Origin of the sequence: uncultured Chloroflexus sp. (assembly GCF_937129525.1) — a bacterium.
Classification (GTDB): Bacteria; Chloroflexota; Chloroflexia; order Chloroflexales; family Chloroflexaceae; genus Chloroflexus.
Map to the genome: position 1 here is coordinate 1 of NZ_CAKZNK010000041.1, position 19,639 is coordinate 19,639.

Consider the following 19,639-nt stretch of genomic DNA (forward strand, 5'->3'; position numbering starts at 1 on the left):
GGCTATCGGCTATCGGCTATCGGCTATCGGCTATCGGCTATCGGCTATCGGCTATCGGCTATCGGCTATCGGCTATCAATTCTGACAAGTCAGATATCCGTCTGAAGACGCTGGTCAGTACCAATAATCCATGATAGGCTACAACACAGCCGGCGAAATGCGCCGGTTGTAGTCTATTTCGAGGCGCCTGTGACCACTACCACCCGCGTTGAGCAGCCGGTCGTTTTTGCCGGATTGACGAAAACCGATCTGACGATGCTACTGGTTGTGTTGATTTGGGGGGCGAATTTTAGTATCGTCAAAGCCGCGCTCACCGAGATCCCTCCGCTGGCCTTTGCCACGCTACGGTTTGCCAGTGCCAGCGTATTGTTACTGGCATTCACCTTTTGGCGCGAAGGACAGCGCGCGCTACCGCCAGATCGGGCAACGTTCTGGAAACTGGTCTGGATTGGGTTTGTCGGCAATACCATCTATCAGGCGTTGTTTACCTATAGTTTGACCCTGACGACTGCTGCCAATGGCTCGCTGATTATCGCAACGACGCCAGCCTGGGTGGCGCTGGCGGCGGCGCTGCTTGGTATCGAGCGAATTCGCGGCATGATGGCGCTTGGGATCGCGCTTGCCGTTGGTGGTGTGGCGCTGGTGGTCGCCGAACGTGGTCTCAGTCTTGGCGGGAACGGTTGGTTAGGCGATCTGCTCATGCTCGGCGCAGCGCTGTGCTGGATGATCTACACTCTCGGCGTGCGCGCGCTTGGCAATGGCCTCTCGCCACTTGCTATCACGGCCTGGACGATGATAACCGGTGTGCCGGGTATGTTGCTGATCAGCATTCCTGATTGGAGGGAGGTAGCCTGGAGTACGGTCAGTATACAGGCATGGCTTGGTCTATTGTATGCAACCTTGCTAGCGCTGGTGCTGGCATATGTCCTCTGGAACAATAGCGTGCGAGTGGCCGGCAGCGCGCGCACGGCTATTTATGGCTGCGCCATCCCGCTCGTCGCAACGATGATCGCCTGGCCGCTACTCGGCGAGCAGCCGACATGGGTTCAGGCATTGGGTGGCTTGCTGATCATCAGTGGTGTTTTGCTTACCCGCCGCGCGTGATCGAATGCCGTTGCTCGTGATATTATACTAGAAGCAATGGCGCAAAGACGCAGTAGATTGCGTTGATGGCGTCAAACGATTCCGGCGTAAACCGTCAGTGCGGTTTACGCTCTTGCGTCTTTGCGTGTTCTGATTGCAAAATTCATGAAACCATCACCTCCAACCGATACCCGGTTTACCGATCTGAATGCGCTCGGTACGACCATCGCCGATCTGCCGGCACTGAAGGCGCTGGCCACAGCTTTACGGCCTGGCTATCAGACTATTGCGCCCGCTCCGGCAGCGGCGCGACCGGTATTGGTGGCAGCGCTGGTGGGTTACCGGTCAGCGCCAACACTTTACCTGACCATTAGCGCAGAGAGCGCCCAACGCGCTGCCGAAGATCTGCGTCAGTGGTTACACCCCAATCAGGTCTGGCTCTTCCCCGCTGCCGATGCCTTGCCCTATGAACACATGTCACCCGGTGTTGACGTGATCGGGCGGCGGTTGGCCGTTTTGCGTGCATTGCAAGCCGGTTCGCTATCTGGGGTGATCGTCACTTCGGTGAAGGCACTGATGCAACCGACGCTACCACCTGCCGATCTGATGGCCGCAACCATCAGTTTGCGACGTGGAGCGCAGATACCGATCGATCAAGTCGCGCGTTCACTCCTGACTAATGGGTACCAGCGCGTGGCGATGGTCGAAGCGCCCGGCGAATTGAGTCAGCGCGGCGCGATCCTTGATGTCTGGTCGCCGGGTGATGAGTTGCCCTTGCGCATCGAGTGGTTTGATGATGAGATCGATAGTCTGCGCCGGTTTGATCCGGCGACTCAGCGGAGTGAGCAGCGGCTCGAACAGGCCGAGATCGGGCCGCCGCATGAGATACCGCTATGGCGTCACGATGAGGCTTTGCGCCAGATCGATGCGCTTGATATGAGCAATCTGCGTCGTGAAGTGCAGGAAGAATGGCAAGCTGCTCGCGCGCAACTGGCCGATGGTCAGCGTTTTGAAGGCCGGGCTTTTTACGCTCCCTTCTTCTTTTCGCGCGTCGCAACCCTGCTCGATTACCTGCCGGCAGGCAGTCTGGTGGCGCTGGCAGAAGCGCATCTGCTGGCTCAACACGCCGCTGAGATCGACGTTCAGGCTGCTGATTACCGCGCTCAACTGGTCGCGCTCGGCGAATTGCCGGCTGACTTTCCACGGCCCTATCTGCGCTGGGATGAATTGGGCTTGCAGGAAACCTCACGGCTTATCGTGGCCGATTTCAGTCATAATGAGTATCCTGATGCGCTCTCACCGCCACTGTTCGGCGTTCCTCCGCTCTATGGCGGTCAGTTGCGTCGCTTGATTGAGACCATTGTCGATCAGTTGTGCGCCGGCGAGCTGGTAGTCGCAGTGACGACCCAGGCGGCTCGACTGCAAGAACTGGTCGGCGAGCGTCTGGGTGACGAAATACCGATCGGGCGCTTCGTTCCGATCCACGGTGGCCTCGAAGCCGGTTTTACGTTGCCCGATCTACGGCTCACGCTGCTGACCGATAGCGAGATTTTTGGCATTCGCCGACGGCTCCCTCTCGGTGAACGACGCCGCAAAGCCACAGTTGTTGACCGTAACGCCTTTCTGCGTTCGTTGAAGCCGGGTGACTATGTTGTGCATATCGAACACGGCATTGCGGTGTTCGACGGGATGATCCGGCGCACAGTCGGTGAAGTTGAGCGTGAGTATCTGGTTTTGCGGTACGCTGGCGAAGACAAGATCTACGTGCCGGTCGATCAAATCGACCGCGTGACCCGTTACATTGGCGCCGGTGATGACCCACCGACGCTGACTCGTCTTGGCACGCAAGACTGGGAACGCACAAAACGAAAAGTGCGCGCTGCGGTTCAAGAGCTGGCAGAAGAACTGTTGCGCCTCTACGCGCAACGACAGCTCAAATCTGGTTATGCCTTTGCGCCTGATAACGAATGGCAGCGCGAACTGGAAGCCAGTTTCCCCTATCTTGAAACCGAGGATCAGTTGCGCGCGATTGCGGAAGTGAAGGCTGATATGGAAAAGCCGATCCCGATGGATCGGCTGGTCTGCGGCGATGTCGGCTTTGGCAAAACCGAAGTGGCGTTGCGCGCAGCCTTCAAAGCCGTGCAAGATGGCAAGCAGGTGGCAATTCTGGTGCCGACAACAGTGCTCGCCCAACAGCATTTCGATACCTTTCGCAAGCGCATGGCGGCCTTTCCCGTAACGGTCGAGATGCTCTCACGCTTTCGCTCGCCGAAAGAGCAAGAGGCTATCCTGCGCGATCTGGCCCGCGGCAAGATCGATATTATCATCGGCACTCATCGACTGCTGTCCAACGACGTAGTGTTTCGCGATCTCGGTCTGGTGATCGTTGATGAAGAACAGCGTTTCGGTGTGCGTCACAAAGAGCGGCTCAAGATGTTGCGCACCGAGGTTGATGTCCTGACCCTGACCGCTACACCGATCCCGCGCACGCTGCACATGGCGCTCGCTGGAATTCGCGATTTGAGTGTGATCGATACGCCACCGGAAGATCGTATTCCAATCAAAACCTATGTCGTTCCGGCTGACGATCATTTGATCCAGGAAGTGATCCGACGCGAGCTTGAACGCGAAGGACAAGTCTACGTCGTCCATAATCGGGTTCAGAGCATTTACCACGTTGCCGAACGGCTGCGTCGGTTGGTGCCGGAAGCGCGGATTGCGGTCGGTCACGGTCAGTTGCCAGAGCGCGATCTGGAACGGGTGATGATGGATTTTTTTGAAGGCCGCTACGATGTGCTGGTCTGTACCACCATTATCGAGAGTGGTCTGGATGTGCCAAACGCCAATACGATCATCATCGACAATGCCACCAACTACGGATTGTCGCAGCTCTACCAGTTGCGGGGCAGAGTGGGGCGCGGCGCGACGCGCGCCTATGCCTATTTGCTCTACAATCCGGACCGATTCATGACTTCTGATGCGCGCCAGCGCCTGGAAGCGATTCAGGAAGCAACCGAACTCGGCGCCGGCTTTCGGATTGCGATGCGGGATCTTGAAATTCGCGGCGCCGGTAATTTGCTGGGATCTGAGCAGTCCGGGCATATCGCTGCCGTTGGTTTCGATCTTTACTCACGGTTGCTCGAACAGGCGGTGCGCAAACTCAAACGTGAAGTAGACGAGGCTACGGCTGAACAGACGCCAACCCCTACTGCCGCCGAAGTCACAGAGAATCTGCGCGCGCCCGCAGTGTCAGAAAAAGTGCTGGTAGCGCCGTTGGTGACCATCGATCTACCGCTTACCGCCTATCTCCCGCCCACGTACATTGCCGACGAGCGGGTGAGGCTGGCAGTCTACCAGCGCATGGTTGATGCGACGACCATCGACGAGGTGCGCGGTTTGCGCCAGGAGCTGATCGATCGCTTTGGCGGGCCACTACCAGAACCGGTATTGCATCTGATCTTCTGGTTGCAGATACGGTTATTCGCCTTGCAGGCGGGAGTGGTCTCGATTACCACCGAGGGCGATGTCTTTCTCATCCGCATGGCGACGATGCTCACACCGGCATTGCGCGAACGGCTGCGCCGACGCTTCCCGCGCGATAAGGCCCTGACCTTTGGTCAGCAATCGGTGCGGCTTGATCGGCGACTGGTAGGCGCGCAATGGCCAGAGCGGTTGCTGGCTGTAGTGGAAGCGCTGGCATTGTAGGGTAAGCTTCGTGGCCCGGGTTGGCAGGTCGGCGCGGCTATCAGATCTGTACCAACTGTCCGCGTCGAAATGCGATCAGTACTCGATCACATTGGTAACGCTGTTGAGCGCCAGTAAAGATTGCGCCATCGTAACCGTAACGATCGAGCCACCACTCGATAGCGGCGTCAGTTTCGACATCGAGACCGAGGCCGGCGGCTTCTTGCCTGATCTGCTGGATCTGACTTTGCCACGAATGGAAATCGACCACAAAGGGACGCTCAATGCGGGCGCGGTAAAGAGATGGTCCGGGCGACAAGAGGCGTTGCAGCCAGGTGCGTTGCCTGGTTTCAGCCACTTCAATCAGGATCAAGCCACGTCCGGCGGGAGTGCGTTGTTGAACATCGCCGCCGATGAGCTGATACACACCATGGGTAGCGCTACCGGCGCTCCAGCGATCAGCCTCGCTCCGGCTGACCCGTCTAATCCGCTCTGGAAGATCGGAGACGCGCGGGATACGGGGTGGCGCCATAATTTGAATGGCGGGAATGGGTTGTGCGCCGACCGGTGTGCCATCATCGGTGCGCCATTCCGCATGCACAACCTGTATCGGCGGATCATCTCCTTCGCGATAACGAAAACCGAGTCGCTCCTCACCTTCCGAAGATACCGCAGTGGCAGCAATCGTTACGTGAAGCTGCAAGCCTCCACCGCAACCTGGCGCCGGGAACCAGACCCGTTCGGCCAGAAACGTAAACGCGATCCGCGAGCCATCCACTGCCTGCCGATCGCTTCGTCGCCAGCCCTGACCGCTCAGGCCGCTCCAGCCACCGACCACTGCTCGTAACGGCGCATAAATGGCGACTATAGTCTGCGCAGATGGCGGTTCAGGGAGTACCCACATTCCCGGTGGGATTGCGCCGGAAGAGGGTAGTTTGATCGTTCCGCCGATGACACTCTGCTCGACCCGCGCATTTGGCAAGCGTACCGTCAATCGTCCGGCAGAAGAGGGCGCAGAGCTTCCTGCCAATACCGGGCCAAGCGCATAGCCGCATTCGATACAAAAGCGCGGATTGCCTTCTGGCAGGAGCGTCCCGCATTGGGGGCAGAAACGAGGGGGGCGGCGGGCGTTGTTCATAGCCTGACCTCATGGTAGCAAGAACGAGGCAAAGCAATACACGTCTCTTGCTGAAGAGTAATCCGGTGTTCGTGAGCCGAACACTTCGGCTGATGGCGTGACTGCCACTCATTATATCAATCTCCTGAAACAATCGATGTTTCATGCTTTCCGTTTTTTCACTTGACGTTGATGCCGCTATCCTCTACCATACCAGACAGCGCGTCTGGCGCAACAAGTCACAACCACATGGAGAATGTCTGCATGGGGCGCATTCTGGAACAGCTCGGCCTTTGGATTGAAAGCATCATTTTAGCTATCGGTTATCCTGGCATTACGCTGGTCATGCTGGCGGAAAACCTCTTCCCCCCTATTCCCTCTGAACTGGTGATGCCGTTTGCCGGTTTTCTGGTTGGGCGTGGAGAGCTAAACCTGTTGCTGGCAATCGGCGCCGGCACCCTCGGTTCAGTTTTGGGGGCGGTAGTGCTCTACTATGTCGGGATGCTGGCCGGTGAGCCGCTGGTCCGACCCTTCTTCCGCAACTATGGTCGCTTCTTCCTGCTCTCAGAGCAGGATCTTGATAAAGCGCTGCACGCTTTTACCACCCACGGTGACATCATCGTGCTTGGCGGACGAGTCATTCCGATCATTCGCAGCCTGATCTCATTACCGGCAGGGATGAATCGGATGCCGTTAGGTCGGTTTCTCCTCTTTACCACTATCGGCTCGACGATTTGGACATCGCTGCTCACGATCGGCGGTGTCATCCTGGGCGCTAACTGGGAGTTTGTGATCGAAATCGTCGATCAATATCAGAAGCTGGTGCTCGCCGTGCTGGCGATCACTGCTGTAGTCTTTGTGGTGCAGCGCTTGCGTGGCCTGCGCGGGATGGCGCTGAGCCGACGCAGCGAGTCGGTTGACTAGTATCGAAATCGTATGTCAGATGATGATAATCGTTCGGTGACCGGTTTGCCTCCTGATCTCTATCAGCTTTCACCGCTGACGGTGACTGAACGAGAATTGTGCTGTGCGCTTGTCAATCGGTTGCCCACGCCGGCGTGGTTGATTATCGGGCCAACGGTCTGGCCGGTGACGGGTGGGGCGGCGCAGCCAACGCCATGCTGTCCCTTGCCGTTCAGACGCGCTCACGTTGCTGATGTGCCAGCTCTGGCCGGTTTATTCGGGACGCAAAGTGTCTGGTTTCCACTAAGTGCGCGAGGTCTGGTGGTTGGTGGGTTAGTGCTGCCGGTGGTAGAGCTTGCATTGCCGTCGGCGCTGCTCGATCACCTGACGCTACTGGTTGAAGCAATCTACTCACGTCGCATGGCAACGCGGCAGGCGTTGTGGCAACATCTCCTCTCGCAGATAAAAGAGCGCTACGCGGCTGGTGAAGATCGCGAAGCGCTGTTGACAGAGGTGCTCGGCTCATTTTTTCGGCTCGTTCTCCAGCCGGCATCGGGCGCGAGTGTGACCGGCGCGAGTGTGAGGATACCCGGAATCGATGGTGTGTATCGTCGGGACTGGCCGTTTTGGTTCGACGAGGCCCATGCAGTTGAGCTGGCTCTGGCAATAACCGATCCGGCAATCACCCAGATCCGGGCTTTGCGTATGGCGACAGCAGGAGTCGCACACGACATCAACAACCTGCTGACGGTCATCCTGGGGCGAGCGCAGTTGCTCGAGCTTGATGCCGTCGGTCAACAAGTGGCTGATTTGCAGATGATTGCAACTGCGGCAGAAGTGGGAGCCGATACGGCGCGTCGATTGCAGCGTTATACTCAACTCGAACAACTTCATGTTCAGCCGGTGGATCTAGTTGCCATTGCGCATAACGCGATAGCTGCCACCACGTCTGAATTGTCGTCGCAGAACGATCTTATGGTCATTGCGGAACTGGATCCGCTACCGTCGGCGCCTGGTGATGCCGCCCTGCTGCGCATAGCTGTGACCGGTTTGATTATCGCGGCTGCGCGCGCTTCGCCAAATGGCGGTCTGATCAGGGTTGGTGGTGGCAGTGATGAACAATACGTCTGGATTGAGATCGCCGATCCAGCATTGCCGCCCAATACCGACCTGCGCAAGGTTTCGGCTCAAACCCGGCGCGCGCATTCGATTGAGCTGGCAATTGCGCGCCAGGTTGCGCGAGTTCATCGCGGTCATCTCCGTATCAGCTCAGCGCCATCTGGCGGGACATTGATCCAGCTCCTGATTCCGCGTGCGTGATAACGAAATGGAATGAGAGCTATGTCGTCGTGGCAGATACGGGAACGAGAAACGCTGTTGCATCAACCGCCTTTTCTTACGGTTGAACGTCATCACGTCGTCTTGCCTGATGGACGTGAAATTCCCAACTGGCAATGGGTGATCACGCCCGACTATGTCAATGTGGTTGCAATAACCGTTGAGGGCAGGTTTGTGCTCTTCCGGCAAGAGAAGTATGCCGTCAACGGTTTATCGCTGGCGCCGGTAGGTGGTTATCTTGAACCAGGTGAAGATCCGTTGCTCGCAGCGCAACGCGAGCTTCAGGAAGAGAGCGGGTATGTCGCACCCGATTGGGAACATCTGGGGAGCTATGCAGTTGACGGAAATCGCGGCGCCGGTGTCGCTCATCTCTACCTGGCCCGCGGCGCGACCTTTGTCGGCAAGAGCGTGAGCGATGATCTCGAAGCGCAGGAACTGGTGTTGCTCACTGTTGATGAGGTACGCCAGGCGCTGGCTGCGGGTGAGTTTAAGGTTCTGGCCTGGGCCGCGGTGATGGCGCTGGCTTTGTTGCATCTGCAAGCGGGATCGTGACCCGCGACGTTACGGGAACCATCTTTGATTGCGTTAAAACATACCTATGGGTAGAGGTCGTTATCCGGCTCGTTTGCATGTTTCGCCGCCGCCGCCTGCGTTAGCCGAGCGTTACTTTCGTTCGTGGCCAGCGCATGCGTTGTACCATACACCGACTCAATTCCCGCCCCTGAGCGCTGAAGGTTTATTCGGGCGAGATGCGCCGCTCACGCTCGAATTCGGTTGCGCTACCGGCGAATACCTTTGCGCTCTGGCAATGACACAGCCGGCAGCGTGTTTTGTCGGGGTTGATATTGTCGCCAAACCGCTCTACCGGGCGGTAGAGCGAGCGGCAGCGGCGAATTTGACCAATATTCTCTTCATTCACGCTGATGCGCGCTTGCTCTACCAGCGCATTCCTGATGCGTCGCTGGCGGCGATCATTCTCCATTTCCCCCCGCCGCTGCTGCGCAATCGGCAACGCAACCAGTTGCTCGTTTCGCCGCACATGCTGGCCTGCGCGGCGCGCGCGCTGCTCCCTGGTGGCTATCTCAGCTTTCTCACCGATCACCCGGCACTCTTCGCGTTGATGCAGGAACTCCTGCCCGCATTCCCCACCTTGCGCGCGCAACCCGCTTCGCCAGACGAGCTGGCGATCTTCGAATCGCATTATCACCGGCGCTGGGCAGCGCGGGGACGCAATATCAGCGGATTACGCATCGAGCGAGTGGCAGTCGGGTAAGTGTCAACCTGATAGGCGCATTGCTGACAGTGATCAGATGTCATGTCAATCATCACGGAGTCGCACTGATTGGCAAAGAGTGTATAATGCATACAGAAGTCTGTCCTGTTCTTCCATAAATCGTGACGCAACACTGTTCGGCCTTGTATGCATCTAGTCTGGAAAGCGCTCGATGGAGTGTCGGGTTGGTTGTGGCGCATGTTGCATTGCTCCATCAATCTCATCACCGATACCGGGAATGCCGGGCGGCAAACCGGCTGGAGTGCGTTGTATCCAATTAACCGCCGATAACCGCTGCGCGTTATACGGTCTGCCGGAACGTCCGTCGATTTGTGTTCGGTTGCGTCCACATCCTGAGATGTGCGGCAGCAGTGCCGCTGAGGCGATGGAATTGCTCAGCCGGCTTGAACGGGCTACTCAACCTGAAAAATGACTGAAATGTTAGCCAGAACTGTTGCCCGCATGCAACCAGATTGTCGCGATTTACGTTATTATTGCAGAGAATACAAACAGCTTACCCTCCCCTCGGAAAGGATCTTGTAACAAAATTGGAGTATGATACATGTGGGGGATGGGACAAGCGATCAATGCACACCGCAGTGCATGCTCCCTGACTCTAGATACGATCTTATATTACGGATTGTCGATGCGGGCCGGCGTCAGCGCCAGGTGGCGCAAGCCGGATCGACATTCCAGGAAAGGAAGCCGCAGTGACTGACTTCGATCTAGAAAGTTTGAGCATACCTGAGCTCGAACGACTGCGGGACGCGATCAATCAGCGCCTGCTTCAACTGCGCTACAGTACGCCGCGTTCGTTGCCCGAACTGTTGCGCATGTTGGAAGAGGTGAAGGTCGTCCTGAGCGATCAGGGCAAGGAGTGGCGCTCGTTAGAGCGCTGGCAGTGGATGGATGGCCAGATACGGTTCTGGCTTAACCCGGCTGATCAGGTGCGTTACCGGGCCGGATGGTATACAATCGAAGAGCTTATCCTCTGGTCGCAGGATCGAGGTCCTGTCCTCGTCCCGCAGGAGGAAGAGGAAGAGGATCTGGAAGGCTGGACGGAGATCAACGGTGTGCGTATCCGTTGGTTGCCCGACGGCACAATGGAACGCCAGTGAAATAGCTATTTGCGCGCCTGCCCCAGGCCGACATCGTTCTATCTGGCTTTTACATCCTGGGGTGAGCGAGCGCTGCACTCAATGTTTACGGTTAGAAATAAAGAGGGCAGACGGTGCCAGTCTGGCAAGTGGTAGCTTCCTCATCAGCATGTTGCGCTCGATCTGATGACCGATGGGCAAGCAAAGACCGCTGTGAGCTTCACAACCCCAGCCAGCGCGCCAGGAATGGCGCCAGCAGCGAAGTCATTGCGCCGTTGAGACCCATTGCCAGACCGGCCAGCGCCCCGGCTTCGCTGCTGAATTGCAACGAGCGGGCTGTACCGAGACCATGGGAAGCCAGCCCCAACGCAAAGCCGCGTTCACTATCATCGCGCACTCCCATCAGACCCAGCAGTTCCCAGCCGAATAAAGCGCCAACCATACCGGTAACGATGACAATGACGGCAGTGAGCGACGGTAGTCCGCCCAGTTGTTCGGCAATGCCCATCGCGATGGGCGTTGTGATCGATTTCGGCGCCAGTGAGCGCAACGTGACATTGGACAATCCTGCCAGGCGACCGATCAGCACTGCTGCGGCGATCCCGGTAGCTGAGCCGATCAGCAAGCCGGCCAGCGCCGGCCAGAAGATGCGGCGCAACGCCCGTTCTGATTCGTAGAGTGGAATGGCCAGCGCGACCGTTGCCGGCCCTAACAGGAAATGGACAAACTGCGCGCCATCGAAATAGGTCGCGTAAGGGGTGTCGGTCGCCATCAAGATGGTGACAATCGTGATGATCGCAAGCAGCACTGGGTTAAGTAACGGCGGCGATCCGAGCCGACGACTGATCTCAACCATCACCCGATAAATGGCAATCGTCGCCGTCAACCAGAGTAACGGCGTCTGAGCAAGATAGACCCAGATTGAGAAGATGCGTTCATCCATTGGTATTCCATCACTTTCCCCGGCGTAGCCAGTGTACTGTCAAACCGGTGACGATCAGCGTGACTACCGTTGAAGCGATAATTGCCGCCAGCAGTGGCCCGCCTTCGCGCGCGAGCACGGGTAAATGCACCATCACTCCAACCCCTGCCGGCACAAACAGTAAAGGCAGGTGTGACAGCACGCCGTGAGCGGTAGCGCTAAGCTGAGCCGGCGGGCCGCCGCGCCAGCGCAAGACGGTGAAGAGCAAGAGCATGCCCACGACGGGGCCGGGGATTGGCAAATTGAGGCCGCGACTGAGCACTTCGCCGATCAACTGGAAGAACAGCAGTCCAAGTAGTGCGTCGATCATGGTGTCGTAGCTCCCGGGTCGTAAGGTTTGGTTTACCGCGTTAAAAGATTCGGTTTGTCAATTATCACAATGATGCAAATGTCATGGCGATTTGACAAGTTGAAACCAGCTCATCGTGTACTCGTTGCGTGACAATTCGGTCATTGCCGCGCCGAACAGAGAATGCTATCGTGACGACCACTTCTCATGCCGGTCAGTAAGGCAATAAATTGACATAACATTTGTTTTCTGGTTCCATCGACTGAGAGTGAAGTGTTCTGGTAAAGGGTCACGCCTTTGTCTGACCGGTACCGGCATCGCAAGCCGTATGATGCGAAGCGTGGGAATCATCTGCTTCGATGTCGATGAATCCCCGTCTCGTCATGTCATGTCGGAAAGACGGCGCGCGCAGCGCTCGATCCTGAGCCATTTACCAGTTTGCATTCGCGCATACAGGCGACTGACAACGCGCGCGCAATACCTACTATAATAAACATCAGAGGACGCAATGATACCAGCGTCCGGGAGGAGATATGGCAAAACCAATTGTGGCTATCGTTGGTCGTCCAAATGTTGGCAAATCGACCTTTTTCAATCGCTTAATCGGCGAGCGACGGGCGATCATAGAGGATATTCCCGGCACCACCCGCGACCGGCTCTACGGCGATACGTTTTGGAATGGGCGCGAGTTTACGGTGGTTGATACTGCCGGTATTCTGTTTGGCGATGACGATCCTTCATTACCCGAAGCTGAGATCAATCGGCGCACTCGCGAGCAGGCCGAGCATGCCATTGCTGAAGCCGATGCGATTATTTTCATGGTTGATGGTCGCGATGGGCTGACAGCGGCTGATGCAGATGTGGCCGATATTCTGCGCACTACTGCCAAACCGGTGGTTCTGGCCGTCAATAAATGCGATAGTCAGGAGCGGATGCTCGATGCGGTCGAATTCTATGCGCTCAATCTAGGCGATCCGATCCCGATGAGCGCATTTCATGGGCTGGGCACCGGCGATGTGCTTGATCGTCTGACCGAGCATTTGCCGCCCAAGACGTTTGATACGGAAGAAGAACGACATTTGCGGGTGGCGATTGTTGGTCGTCCCAATGTTGGTAAGTCCTCACTCCTGAATCGATTGCTGGGCAAAGAGCGGAGCGTGGTGAGTTCGATTCCCGGCACGACTCGCGATCCGATTGATACGACTATCACCTATTACGGTGAACCGATTACTTTGATCGACACGGCGGGTATTCGGCGCGCTGGCAAGATCGAACGTGGTATCGAAAAGTATAGCGTCCTGCGCACACTGCGCGCCATTGAGCGGTGTGATGTCGCGTTGCTGCTGATCGACGCAACGGAAGGTGTCACGGCCCAGGATACCCACATTGCCGGGATGGTTATCGATGCGAAAAAGGGTTTGATCCTGGTGGTTAATAAATGGGATGCAGTGGACAAGGACACGTATACTTACTATGCCTTTACAGAACAGGTGCGCGAGGCATTCAAGTTTGCCGATTACGCGCCGATTGTTTTCGTCTCGGCGTTGACCGGCCAGCGTGTGAGTCATCTGCTCGACTATGCTCGCGAGGTCTACGCGCAGCGACAAAAGCGCGTTCCGACGAGTGAGCTGAACAATTTCCTGCGCGAGGCGGTTTTGCAACAGCCGCCGATGGCAACCAAAAAAGGTGCCCATTTGCGCCTTTACTATGCAGTGCAACCCCAAACTGAGCCGCCGGTCTTTCTCTTTTTTGCGAACGATGGCGAACTGGTACACTGGTCGTATGCCCGCTACCTCGAAAATCGATTGCGAGAGCGGTACGGTTTTCAGGGAACGCCAATCGTCATCGTTTTTCGCTCGCGCGAGCGCAAAGAGGAATCTTAATCTTGCTTGCCAGGGTTGGTATAGTCGGGGTGGCAATTTCAGAACAACTTGTTGCGCTCGCATCAATCATTTCTGTCATAGCGACAATGGCAAAGCAGCAAACAGATGACCGGGCAGGTCAACCTGTTTGCTGCTTGTAATCATGTGAGGGAGGATTTTTCATCATGCACGTTACCGATGTCTGGCCAGGTCGTCCCTTTCCGCTTGGCGCAACATGGGATGGCGAAGGGGTGAATTTTGCGCTCTTTTCAGCCCATGCCACGCGGGTCGAGTTGTGCTTGTTCGATAGCCCAACTGCGCCACGCGAAGCGCTGCGTATCATTCTGCCCGAACGAACCCATGATGTCTGGCATGGATATATTCCTGGTTTGCGTCCCGGTCAGCTCTACGGCTATCGCGTCCATGGCCCCTATGCGCCCCAGCAAGGCCATCGGTTCAATCCGTATAAATTGTTGATCGATCCCTATGCCCGCGCTTTGTGCGGTGAGCTGCGCTGGGATAAGGCAAACTATGGCTATCGCGTCGATAGCCCATATGGCGATTTGACGATTGGCAAACGCGATAGTGCGCCATATGTGCCGCGCTCGGTCGTAATCGATCCACAGTTTGATTGGGGCGATGATCGTCCACCTGACATTCCAATGGCTGACTCGGTGATCTACGAGCTGCACGTTAAGGGCTTTACCAAACTGCATCCGGCGGTTCCTGAGCAGTTGCGCGGTACCTATGCCGGATTGGCTTCTCCGGAAGTTATCGCATATCTGAAAGAACTGGGGATCACAGCGGTTGAACTTTTACCGGTCCAGGCCTTTATCACCGATCAGTTTCTGGCCGATCGGGGTCTGACCAACTATTGGGGCTACCAGCCCATCAACTACTTCAGTCCTGAACCACGCTACGCGAGCCAGCGTGATCCGCAGGCTCAGGTCAACGAATTCAAGACAATGGTCAAGGCTCTGCATGCTGCCGGGATCGAGGTGATTATCGATGTGGTCTACAATCATACCGGTGAGGGAAATCATCTCGGCCCAACTCTCAGCTTTCGCGGGATCGACAATGTGGCCTATTACCGGTTGATGCCTGATCAGCCGCGCTATTATCTCGATGACACCGGTACCGGCAATAGCCTCGACATGAACAATCCACGGGCGCTACAAATGGTTCTCGACTCGCTACGTTACTGGGTAAGCGAGATGCACATCGACGGCTTCCGCTTCGATCTGGCGCGCACCCTGACTCGTGGTCCGGCTGGATCTGATCAACTCAGCCCATTCCTGGCTATGGCGCAACAAGATCCCGTTCTGTCGCGCGTGAAATTGATTGCCGAGCCTTGGGATGTCGGCTTTGATGGCTACTGGGTCGGTCGTTTCCCACCGCCTTGGGCTGAGTGGAATGGTCGTTATCGCGATACTGTGCGTCGTTTCTGGAAAGGTGATCCCGGTCAGGCCGCTGATTTTGCTTCGCGCTTGATGGGATCGATGGATCTTTACCATCACAACGGTCGTCGTCCCTACCACTCGATTAGTTTCGTCACTGCTCACGATGGCTTCACGCTGCGCGATCTGGTCACATACAACGAAAAGCATAATGAAGCCAATGGTGAAGAGAATCGCGATGGCGACTCGCACAATAATTCCTGGAATTGCGGTGTAGAAGGGCCGACTGATGATCCTGAGATTCGCGCATTGCGCCTGCGCCAGATGATGAATTTTATCGCGACCCTGTTTCTGTCGCAGGGGACGCCGATGTTGCTGGCCGGTGACGAGCGTGGTCGCACTCAGCAGGGCAATAATAACGCCTACTGCCAGGATAATCCGATCTCCTGGGTTGACTGGCGGTCCGACGAGGAAGCCGATCTGTTACTGGCCTTTACCCGGCGCTTGATCGCTTTCCGGCGCGCGCATCCCATCTTGCGTCGGCGCCGCTTTTTTGCCGGACATCTGGGCAACGCCGAGTACGATGTAGAATGGCTCAGTCCTGATGGTCAAGAGGTGAGCGCAGAGCTGTGGCAGCAGCCCGATCTACGCTGTATTGGCATGTTGCTCAACGGCTTTGTAATCGATGATCGTAATGAGCGTGGCGAGTCGATGCGCGATGATGTGTTGCTAGTGTTGATCAACGCTGGCGATGAAGCTGTGCCGTTTATCTTGCCCGACTGGCCTGATGACGCTGAATGGCGACTGGTCATTGATACCGCTCAACCCGAACTGTGTGAGCCGGCGCGGGTGACCGATCAGATGTACCAGATTCAGCCTCGTTCGCTGGCGGTACTAATCGAGCGGATCGATAGCAAACCACCCTTGCAAATCGATCAGACTACGGTTGCCGCGTCAATCGAGCAGGTGACAACTTTTTAACCTTTTGGTAACAAATTCGTACAGACTACCGTTATAGTACAAGAAATGATCCTTCGTCAGACGTTCTAGCGGAGTCTTGCAATGCGCACTCGTCTTAAGCTGAAACCCGGCCAACGTGGCACGAAGAAACTTCAGGCACTATACGGTGATCGATTAGTTTGTGTCCGTTATCGCTACGATGCTGAGAGTGGCCGTCGCTTAAAGACGATTGAGTTAATCGTGGAAGAAAAACAATGGTCCCCTCGCGCTCAGAGCGAACAGAATGCTCTTGAGCAACTGGCCATAGATTGAGCAGAATGACCAGATGCTGATGTTGCAGGCGGCGCGTTGACCGGCAGCAGCGCCGCTTGTTCATACCTCAGCACACCAGCCTTCACCTGCCCTCGCCGTCATTGGGCGAGCAAGGATATTGCCAGCAGGCCATTTCCTGGCGCGCAGGTCGGTGATGCCAGGCACAGAGCGTTAACAGCGCGGTGCTTTTTTCAAGAGAAAAGGCTTTGGTTCATAGTTGCCTCCACCCCTACGCTGTGGGTAATGTAGCGTCTTTTCCGTTTCATGTCGTCGCTGTTCACGTTAACCGGCAAGTTCCCGCTGTAGCGCCGATGAATCCTTTTGCGCGCCGCTCAATGACGGTTGACTGTGGGTGCCGCTTATTCCTGCCCTGTATCTTTTGCGCGAACACGATGATGTTTTCATTCTTGCCAGATCAGCATTAATGGTAGTATTATTATAGTCAGTATTTTCTCTGATTTCTTTCTCTGTCTTTGGGTCATCAGCCATGATTTGCGCAGGGGGAGCCTGTCAACCTCCATTGCTCGCCTGTGCCGGGGGCGCAGGTCATCCAGCACGCCAGGAGGGGTTCGGTGAACAACCTCTCTTCTGAAGAATGTCTTTCAGCGAGTTCTCTGCTTCAGCAGATTGAAGCTCTCCAGGCAGAAGTTACGCGCTTGCGTGAGCAGAACCGGTTTCTGCTTGCCGCCGTAAACGAGATGACGAGCGGGATGGTTGTTACCGATGCCCGGTTCGATCAGCCGATCATCTTCGTCAATCGAGCATTCAGTGACATCACCGGGTATACCCCTGCTGAAGCCCTTGGCCGCAATTGCCGTTTTCTACAGGGGCCGCAAACCGATCGCGCGACCGTTGCCCGCTTGCGGGAAGCAATTGCCGCCGAACGACCGATCCAGGCGCGTCTGCTCAATTACCGCAAAGATGGCCAACCGTTTTGGAACCAACTGGCAATCAATCCGGTGCATGACGATACCGGTCAGGTGGTTGCCTTTGTCGGCTTGCAAACCGACATCACGGCTCAGATGGCGGTTGAACAAGCGCTGGCCGAGCGCGAACAGTTGTTGCGCGCGGTTGGCCGAATGGCCGGTGTTGGTGGATGGGAATTGGATCTGGCCACGCGCCAGATGGTCTGGTCGGAGGAGATGTTTGTGATCCACGAGCTGCCGGTGGGGGAACCACCGCCGCCAGAAGTGGCGTTGTGGTTTTATCCGGCTGAGGTGCATCACATTATTGATCGCGCGTTTCGGCGCTGTGTGGAGTCTGGCGAGCCATGGGATCTTGAACTGCCGTTTCGCACGGCGCGCGGTAACTTGCGCTGGGTTCGTTCACTCGGTCAACCGGTATGGGAAGACGGTCATATCGTCAAGATACGCGGCACCTTTCAGGACATTACCCGCAACAAAGAGAGTGAACTGGCGCTGCGCGCAAGCGAGCAGCGTTACCGCATGCTGGCTAATTTGTTGCCGGGTAGCATTGTGCTGATGTTTGATGCCGATCTGCGGCTGACTCTGGTGGCCGGCGCCGAATTGGCCCGTTTTAACGTCGATGCGGCTGCGCTGGAGGGGCAATACCTGTCTGATGTTCTGCCTGAGCCGCATCGCGCAAAGATATTACCGCTCTGTCGCGAGGCGTTGAATGGCGTTCCCCGTCAGATCGACTATGTGTTTGATGGCGAAGTGTTTGATACGACCATTTTGCCGGTTGAGATTACTCCTGGTCAGGTGAGCGGTGGCCTGATAATAGGGCGCAACATTACCGCCGAACGCCGGATTGCTGCCGATCTGTTGCGGGCCAAAGAAGCGGCTGAACAGGCAGAACGCGCGCGCTCGGCCTTTCTGTCTGCGATCAGCCACGAGCTGCGCACACCGTTGAACGCAGTTATCGCCAGCGCCGAGTTGCTTTTGACCGACCACCTGCCAGACGCCCAGCGTATGCTGGCCGAGATGATTCGCGCGGGGGGTGAGTCGTTGTTGGCCATTGTCAATAACGTGCTCGATCTCTCGCAAATGGAAGCTAACCGGTTGGAAATAACCATCGAACCGGTCGATGTGCGCGCTCTGATTGATGCAGTGGTCGCTCTCTTCCGTCGGGATGCCATGCACAAGGGTCTGTCGCTCGATGTGATCATCGAGCCAGACTTGCCGAAGCAAGTACTGACCGATGGCGCGCGGTTGCGCCAGATTGTGATCAATCTGGCGAGCAATGCGGTGAAATTTACCGATCGTGGGAGCGTAGTGATCAAGGTCGCAATTTCGGCTGCGGCTGATGAGCGCAGCGAATTACAGATTACGGTGCGCGATACCGGCATTGGCATTCCCGCTGCGCAACTGCCCCGCATCTTTCAACCAATGACCCAACTCGAGCGCGATCAGGCGCGTCGCGGCGGCGCCGGTCTGGGACTGGCAGTCAGTTTGCAACTGGCACAGATGATGGGTGGCTCGCTGAGCGTGGAGAGTCGGGTTGGAGAAGGATCGACGTTTACGCTGAAATTGCCGGTTCAGATTGTTACAACCGCTCATCCGGCGCCAGAAGCCGTGGTCGAACCGGTCGCGTCATTGCCGCCCGCGCGCGAACTTCGGGTGCTGGTGGCCGAAGATAACGAGATCAACCAGCAAGTGGCGTTCCAATTGTTGCGCGTGTTGAAGTGTCAGGTTACGGTCGTTCCCAACGGTCTTGAGGCCGTACAGGCCGTGCAGCGACAACCATTCGATGTGGTGTTGATGGATATTCAGATGCCGGAAATGGATGGCGAAGAGGCCACGCGCCGCATCCGCGCCCTTGGCGATCAGATTCGGCAACCGCGAATCATTGCGCTCACGGCCTATGCCATGGCCGGAATGCGCGAGCGGTGCCTGAATGCCGGGATGGATGATTTTCTCAACAAACCGGTGCGACTCCAGGATTTGCGCGAAGCGTTGCAGAAACCTGTCAGATCGCCAGCCGCGCCCCCTCTCGCCGGCGCAACGGTCGATGATCAGGTGATCGATTGGAATGTGTTTGGCGAATTGCTGTCAGCATTGGGAGCCGGTCAGACCGATGTCGCCATGAAAACACGCGAGCTGATTCGACGCGAATTTCAGCAGCAACTCGATCAACTGTCGGAAGCCATTCGCAACCACGATCCCGCTCAGGTTCGCCATATTGCGCATCGCCTGAAGGGTGGCGCGCGCCAGGTTGGAGCGGTGCGCGTGGCGGCAGCGGCACAGTCCCTTGAACAGGCTGCCGCGGCGCAGATGCCGCTTGAGTCGCTGTTAAACAACCTGCAATACGCTGTGTCTGAAACGATCAGATTGCTCGAAATCGGTTGACAGGCAAGCAGCGCTGTGCTACCTTAGATTCATC

The 19,639-nt window shown here is 56.7% G+C and carries 15 protein-coding genes; 12 read left to right on the forward strand and 3 right to left on the reverse strand.

What is annotated here, in order from left to right:
* The first annotated feature begins 189 nt into the window (after positions 1 to 189).
* On the forward strand, positions 190 to 1,104 hold the full coding sequence (locus Q0650_RS03875; protein ID WP_298816112.1) for a DMT family transporter: 915 nt from the start codon (positions 190 to 192) through the stop codon (positions 1,102 to 1,104).
* A 144-nt stretch (positions 1,105 to 1,248) separates the two neighbouring features.
* Positions 1,249 to 4,788: a transcription-repair coupling factor gene (gene mfd / locus Q0650_RS03880; protein WP_298816114.1), complete on the forward strand. Its 3,540-nt coding sequence runs from the start codon at positions 1,249 to 1,251 to the stop codon at positions 4,786 to 4,788.
* Positions 4,789 to 4,828: 40 nt separating this feature from the next.
* On the opposite strand, the gene Q0650_RS03885 is transcribed toward mfd, so the two are convergent.
* Complete coding sequence (locus tag Q0650_RS03885; RefSeq protein ID WP_298816115.1) at positions 4,829 to 5,905, reverse strand: zinc ribbon domain-containing protein; 1,077 nt, start codon at positions 5,903 to 5,905, stop codon at positions 4,829 to 4,831.
* A 243-nt stretch (positions 5,906 to 6,148) separates the two neighbouring features.
* On the opposite strand from Q0650_RS03885, the gene Q0650_RS03890 reads away from it, so the two are divergent.
* The 6 genes from Q0650_RS03890 to Q0650_RS03915 all read left to right on the forward strand — a co-directional run bounded on the left by Q0650_RS03890 (position 6,149) and on the right by Q0650_RS03915 (position 10,516).
* Positions 6,149 to 6,808, forward strand: a complete 660-nt coding sequence (locus Q0650_RS03890; RefSeq protein WP_298816117.1) for a DedA family protein — start codon at positions 6,149 to 6,151, stop codon at positions 6,806 to 6,808.
* Positions 6,809 to 6,820: 12 nt separating this feature from the next.
* Positions 6,821 to 8,107, forward strand: a complete 1,287-nt coding sequence (locus tag Q0650_RS03895; RefSeq protein WP_298816120.1) for a HAMP domain-containing sensor histidine kinase — start codon at positions 6,821 to 6,823, stop codon at positions 8,105 to 8,107.
* 21 nt (positions 8,108 to 8,128) lie between these two features.
* A complete protein-coding gene (locus Q0650_RS03900) occupies positions 8,129 to 8,677 on the forward strand; it encodes an NUDIX hydrolase (protein ID WP_298816122.1) in 549 nt (182 codons plus the stop codon).
* Positions 8,678 to 8,723: 46 nt separating this feature from the next.
* Positions 8,724 to 9,398 (forward strand): tRNA (guanosine(46)-N(7))-methyltransferase TrmB, encoded by a 675-nt coding sequence (locus Q0650_RS03905; RefSeq protein ID WP_298816124.1) that lies wholly within the window; start codon positions 8,724 to 8,726, stop codon positions 9,396 to 9,398.
* Positions 9,399 to 9,570: 172 nt separating this feature from the next.
* On the forward strand, positions 9,571 to 9,831 hold the full coding sequence (locus Q0650_RS03910) for a YkgJ family cysteine cluster protein (protein ID WP_298816125.1): 261 nt from the start codon (positions 9,571 to 9,573) through the stop codon (positions 9,829 to 9,831).
* Positions 9,832 to 10,108: 277 nt separating this feature from the next.
* The gene (locus Q0650_RS03915) at positions 10,109 to 10,516 is read left to right on the forward strand and encodes a hypothetical protein (protein ID WP_298816127.1); all 408 of its coding nucleotides are present in this window, start codon (positions 10,109 to 10,111) and stop codon (positions 10,514 to 10,516) included.
* Between the two features lie 199 nt (positions 10,517 to 10,715).
* Here Q0650_RS03915 and Q0650_RS03920 read toward each other — a convergent pair whose 3' ends face one another.
* Positions 10,716 to 11,438, reverse strand: a complete 723-nt coding sequence (locus tag Q0650_RS03920; RefSeq protein ID WP_298816129.1) for an LrgB family protein — start codon at positions 11,436 to 11,438, stop codon at positions 10,716 to 10,718.
* Positions 11,439 to 11,448: 10 nt separating this feature from the next.
* The gene (locus Q0650_RS03925) at positions 11,449 to 11,787 is read right to left on the reverse strand and encodes a CidA/LrgA family protein (protein ID WP_298816131.1); all 339 of its coding nucleotides are present in this window, start codon (positions 11,785 to 11,787) and stop codon (positions 11,449 to 11,451) included.
* A gap of 512 nt (positions 11,788 to 12,299) precedes the next feature.
* On the opposite strand from Q0650_RS03925, the gene der reads away from it, so the two are divergent.
* From der to Q0650_RS03945, 4 genes are all read left to right on the forward strand, one after another.
* Positions 12,300 to 13,649 (forward strand): ribosome biogenesis GTPase Der, encoded by a 1,350-nt coding sequence (gene der / locus Q0650_RS03930; RefSeq protein ID WP_298816133.1) that lies wholly within the window; start codon positions 12,300 to 12,302, stop codon positions 13,647 to 13,649.
* 164 nt (positions 13,650 to 13,813) lie between these two features.
* Positions 13,814 to 16,006, forward strand: coding sequence for a glycogen debranching protein GlgX (gene glgX, locus Q0650_RS03935; protein ID WP_298816135.1), 2,193 nt, complete (start codon positions 13,814 to 13,816; stop codon positions 16,004 to 16,006).
* A gap of 81 nt (positions 16,007 to 16,087) precedes the next feature.
* Complete coding sequence (locus Q0650_RS03940; RefSeq protein ID WP_298816136.1) at positions 16,088 to 16,297, forward strand: hypothetical protein; 210 nt, start codon at positions 16,088 to 16,090, stop codon at positions 16,295 to 16,297.
* A 572-nt stretch (positions 16,298 to 16,869) separates the two neighbouring features.
* Positions 16,870 to 19,605, forward strand: coding sequence for a PAS domain-containing protein (locus tag Q0650_RS03945; protein ID WP_298816138.1), 2,736 nt, complete (start codon positions 16,870 to 16,872; stop codon positions 19,603 to 19,605).
* Positions 19,606 to 19,639: the final 34 nt, after the last annotated feature.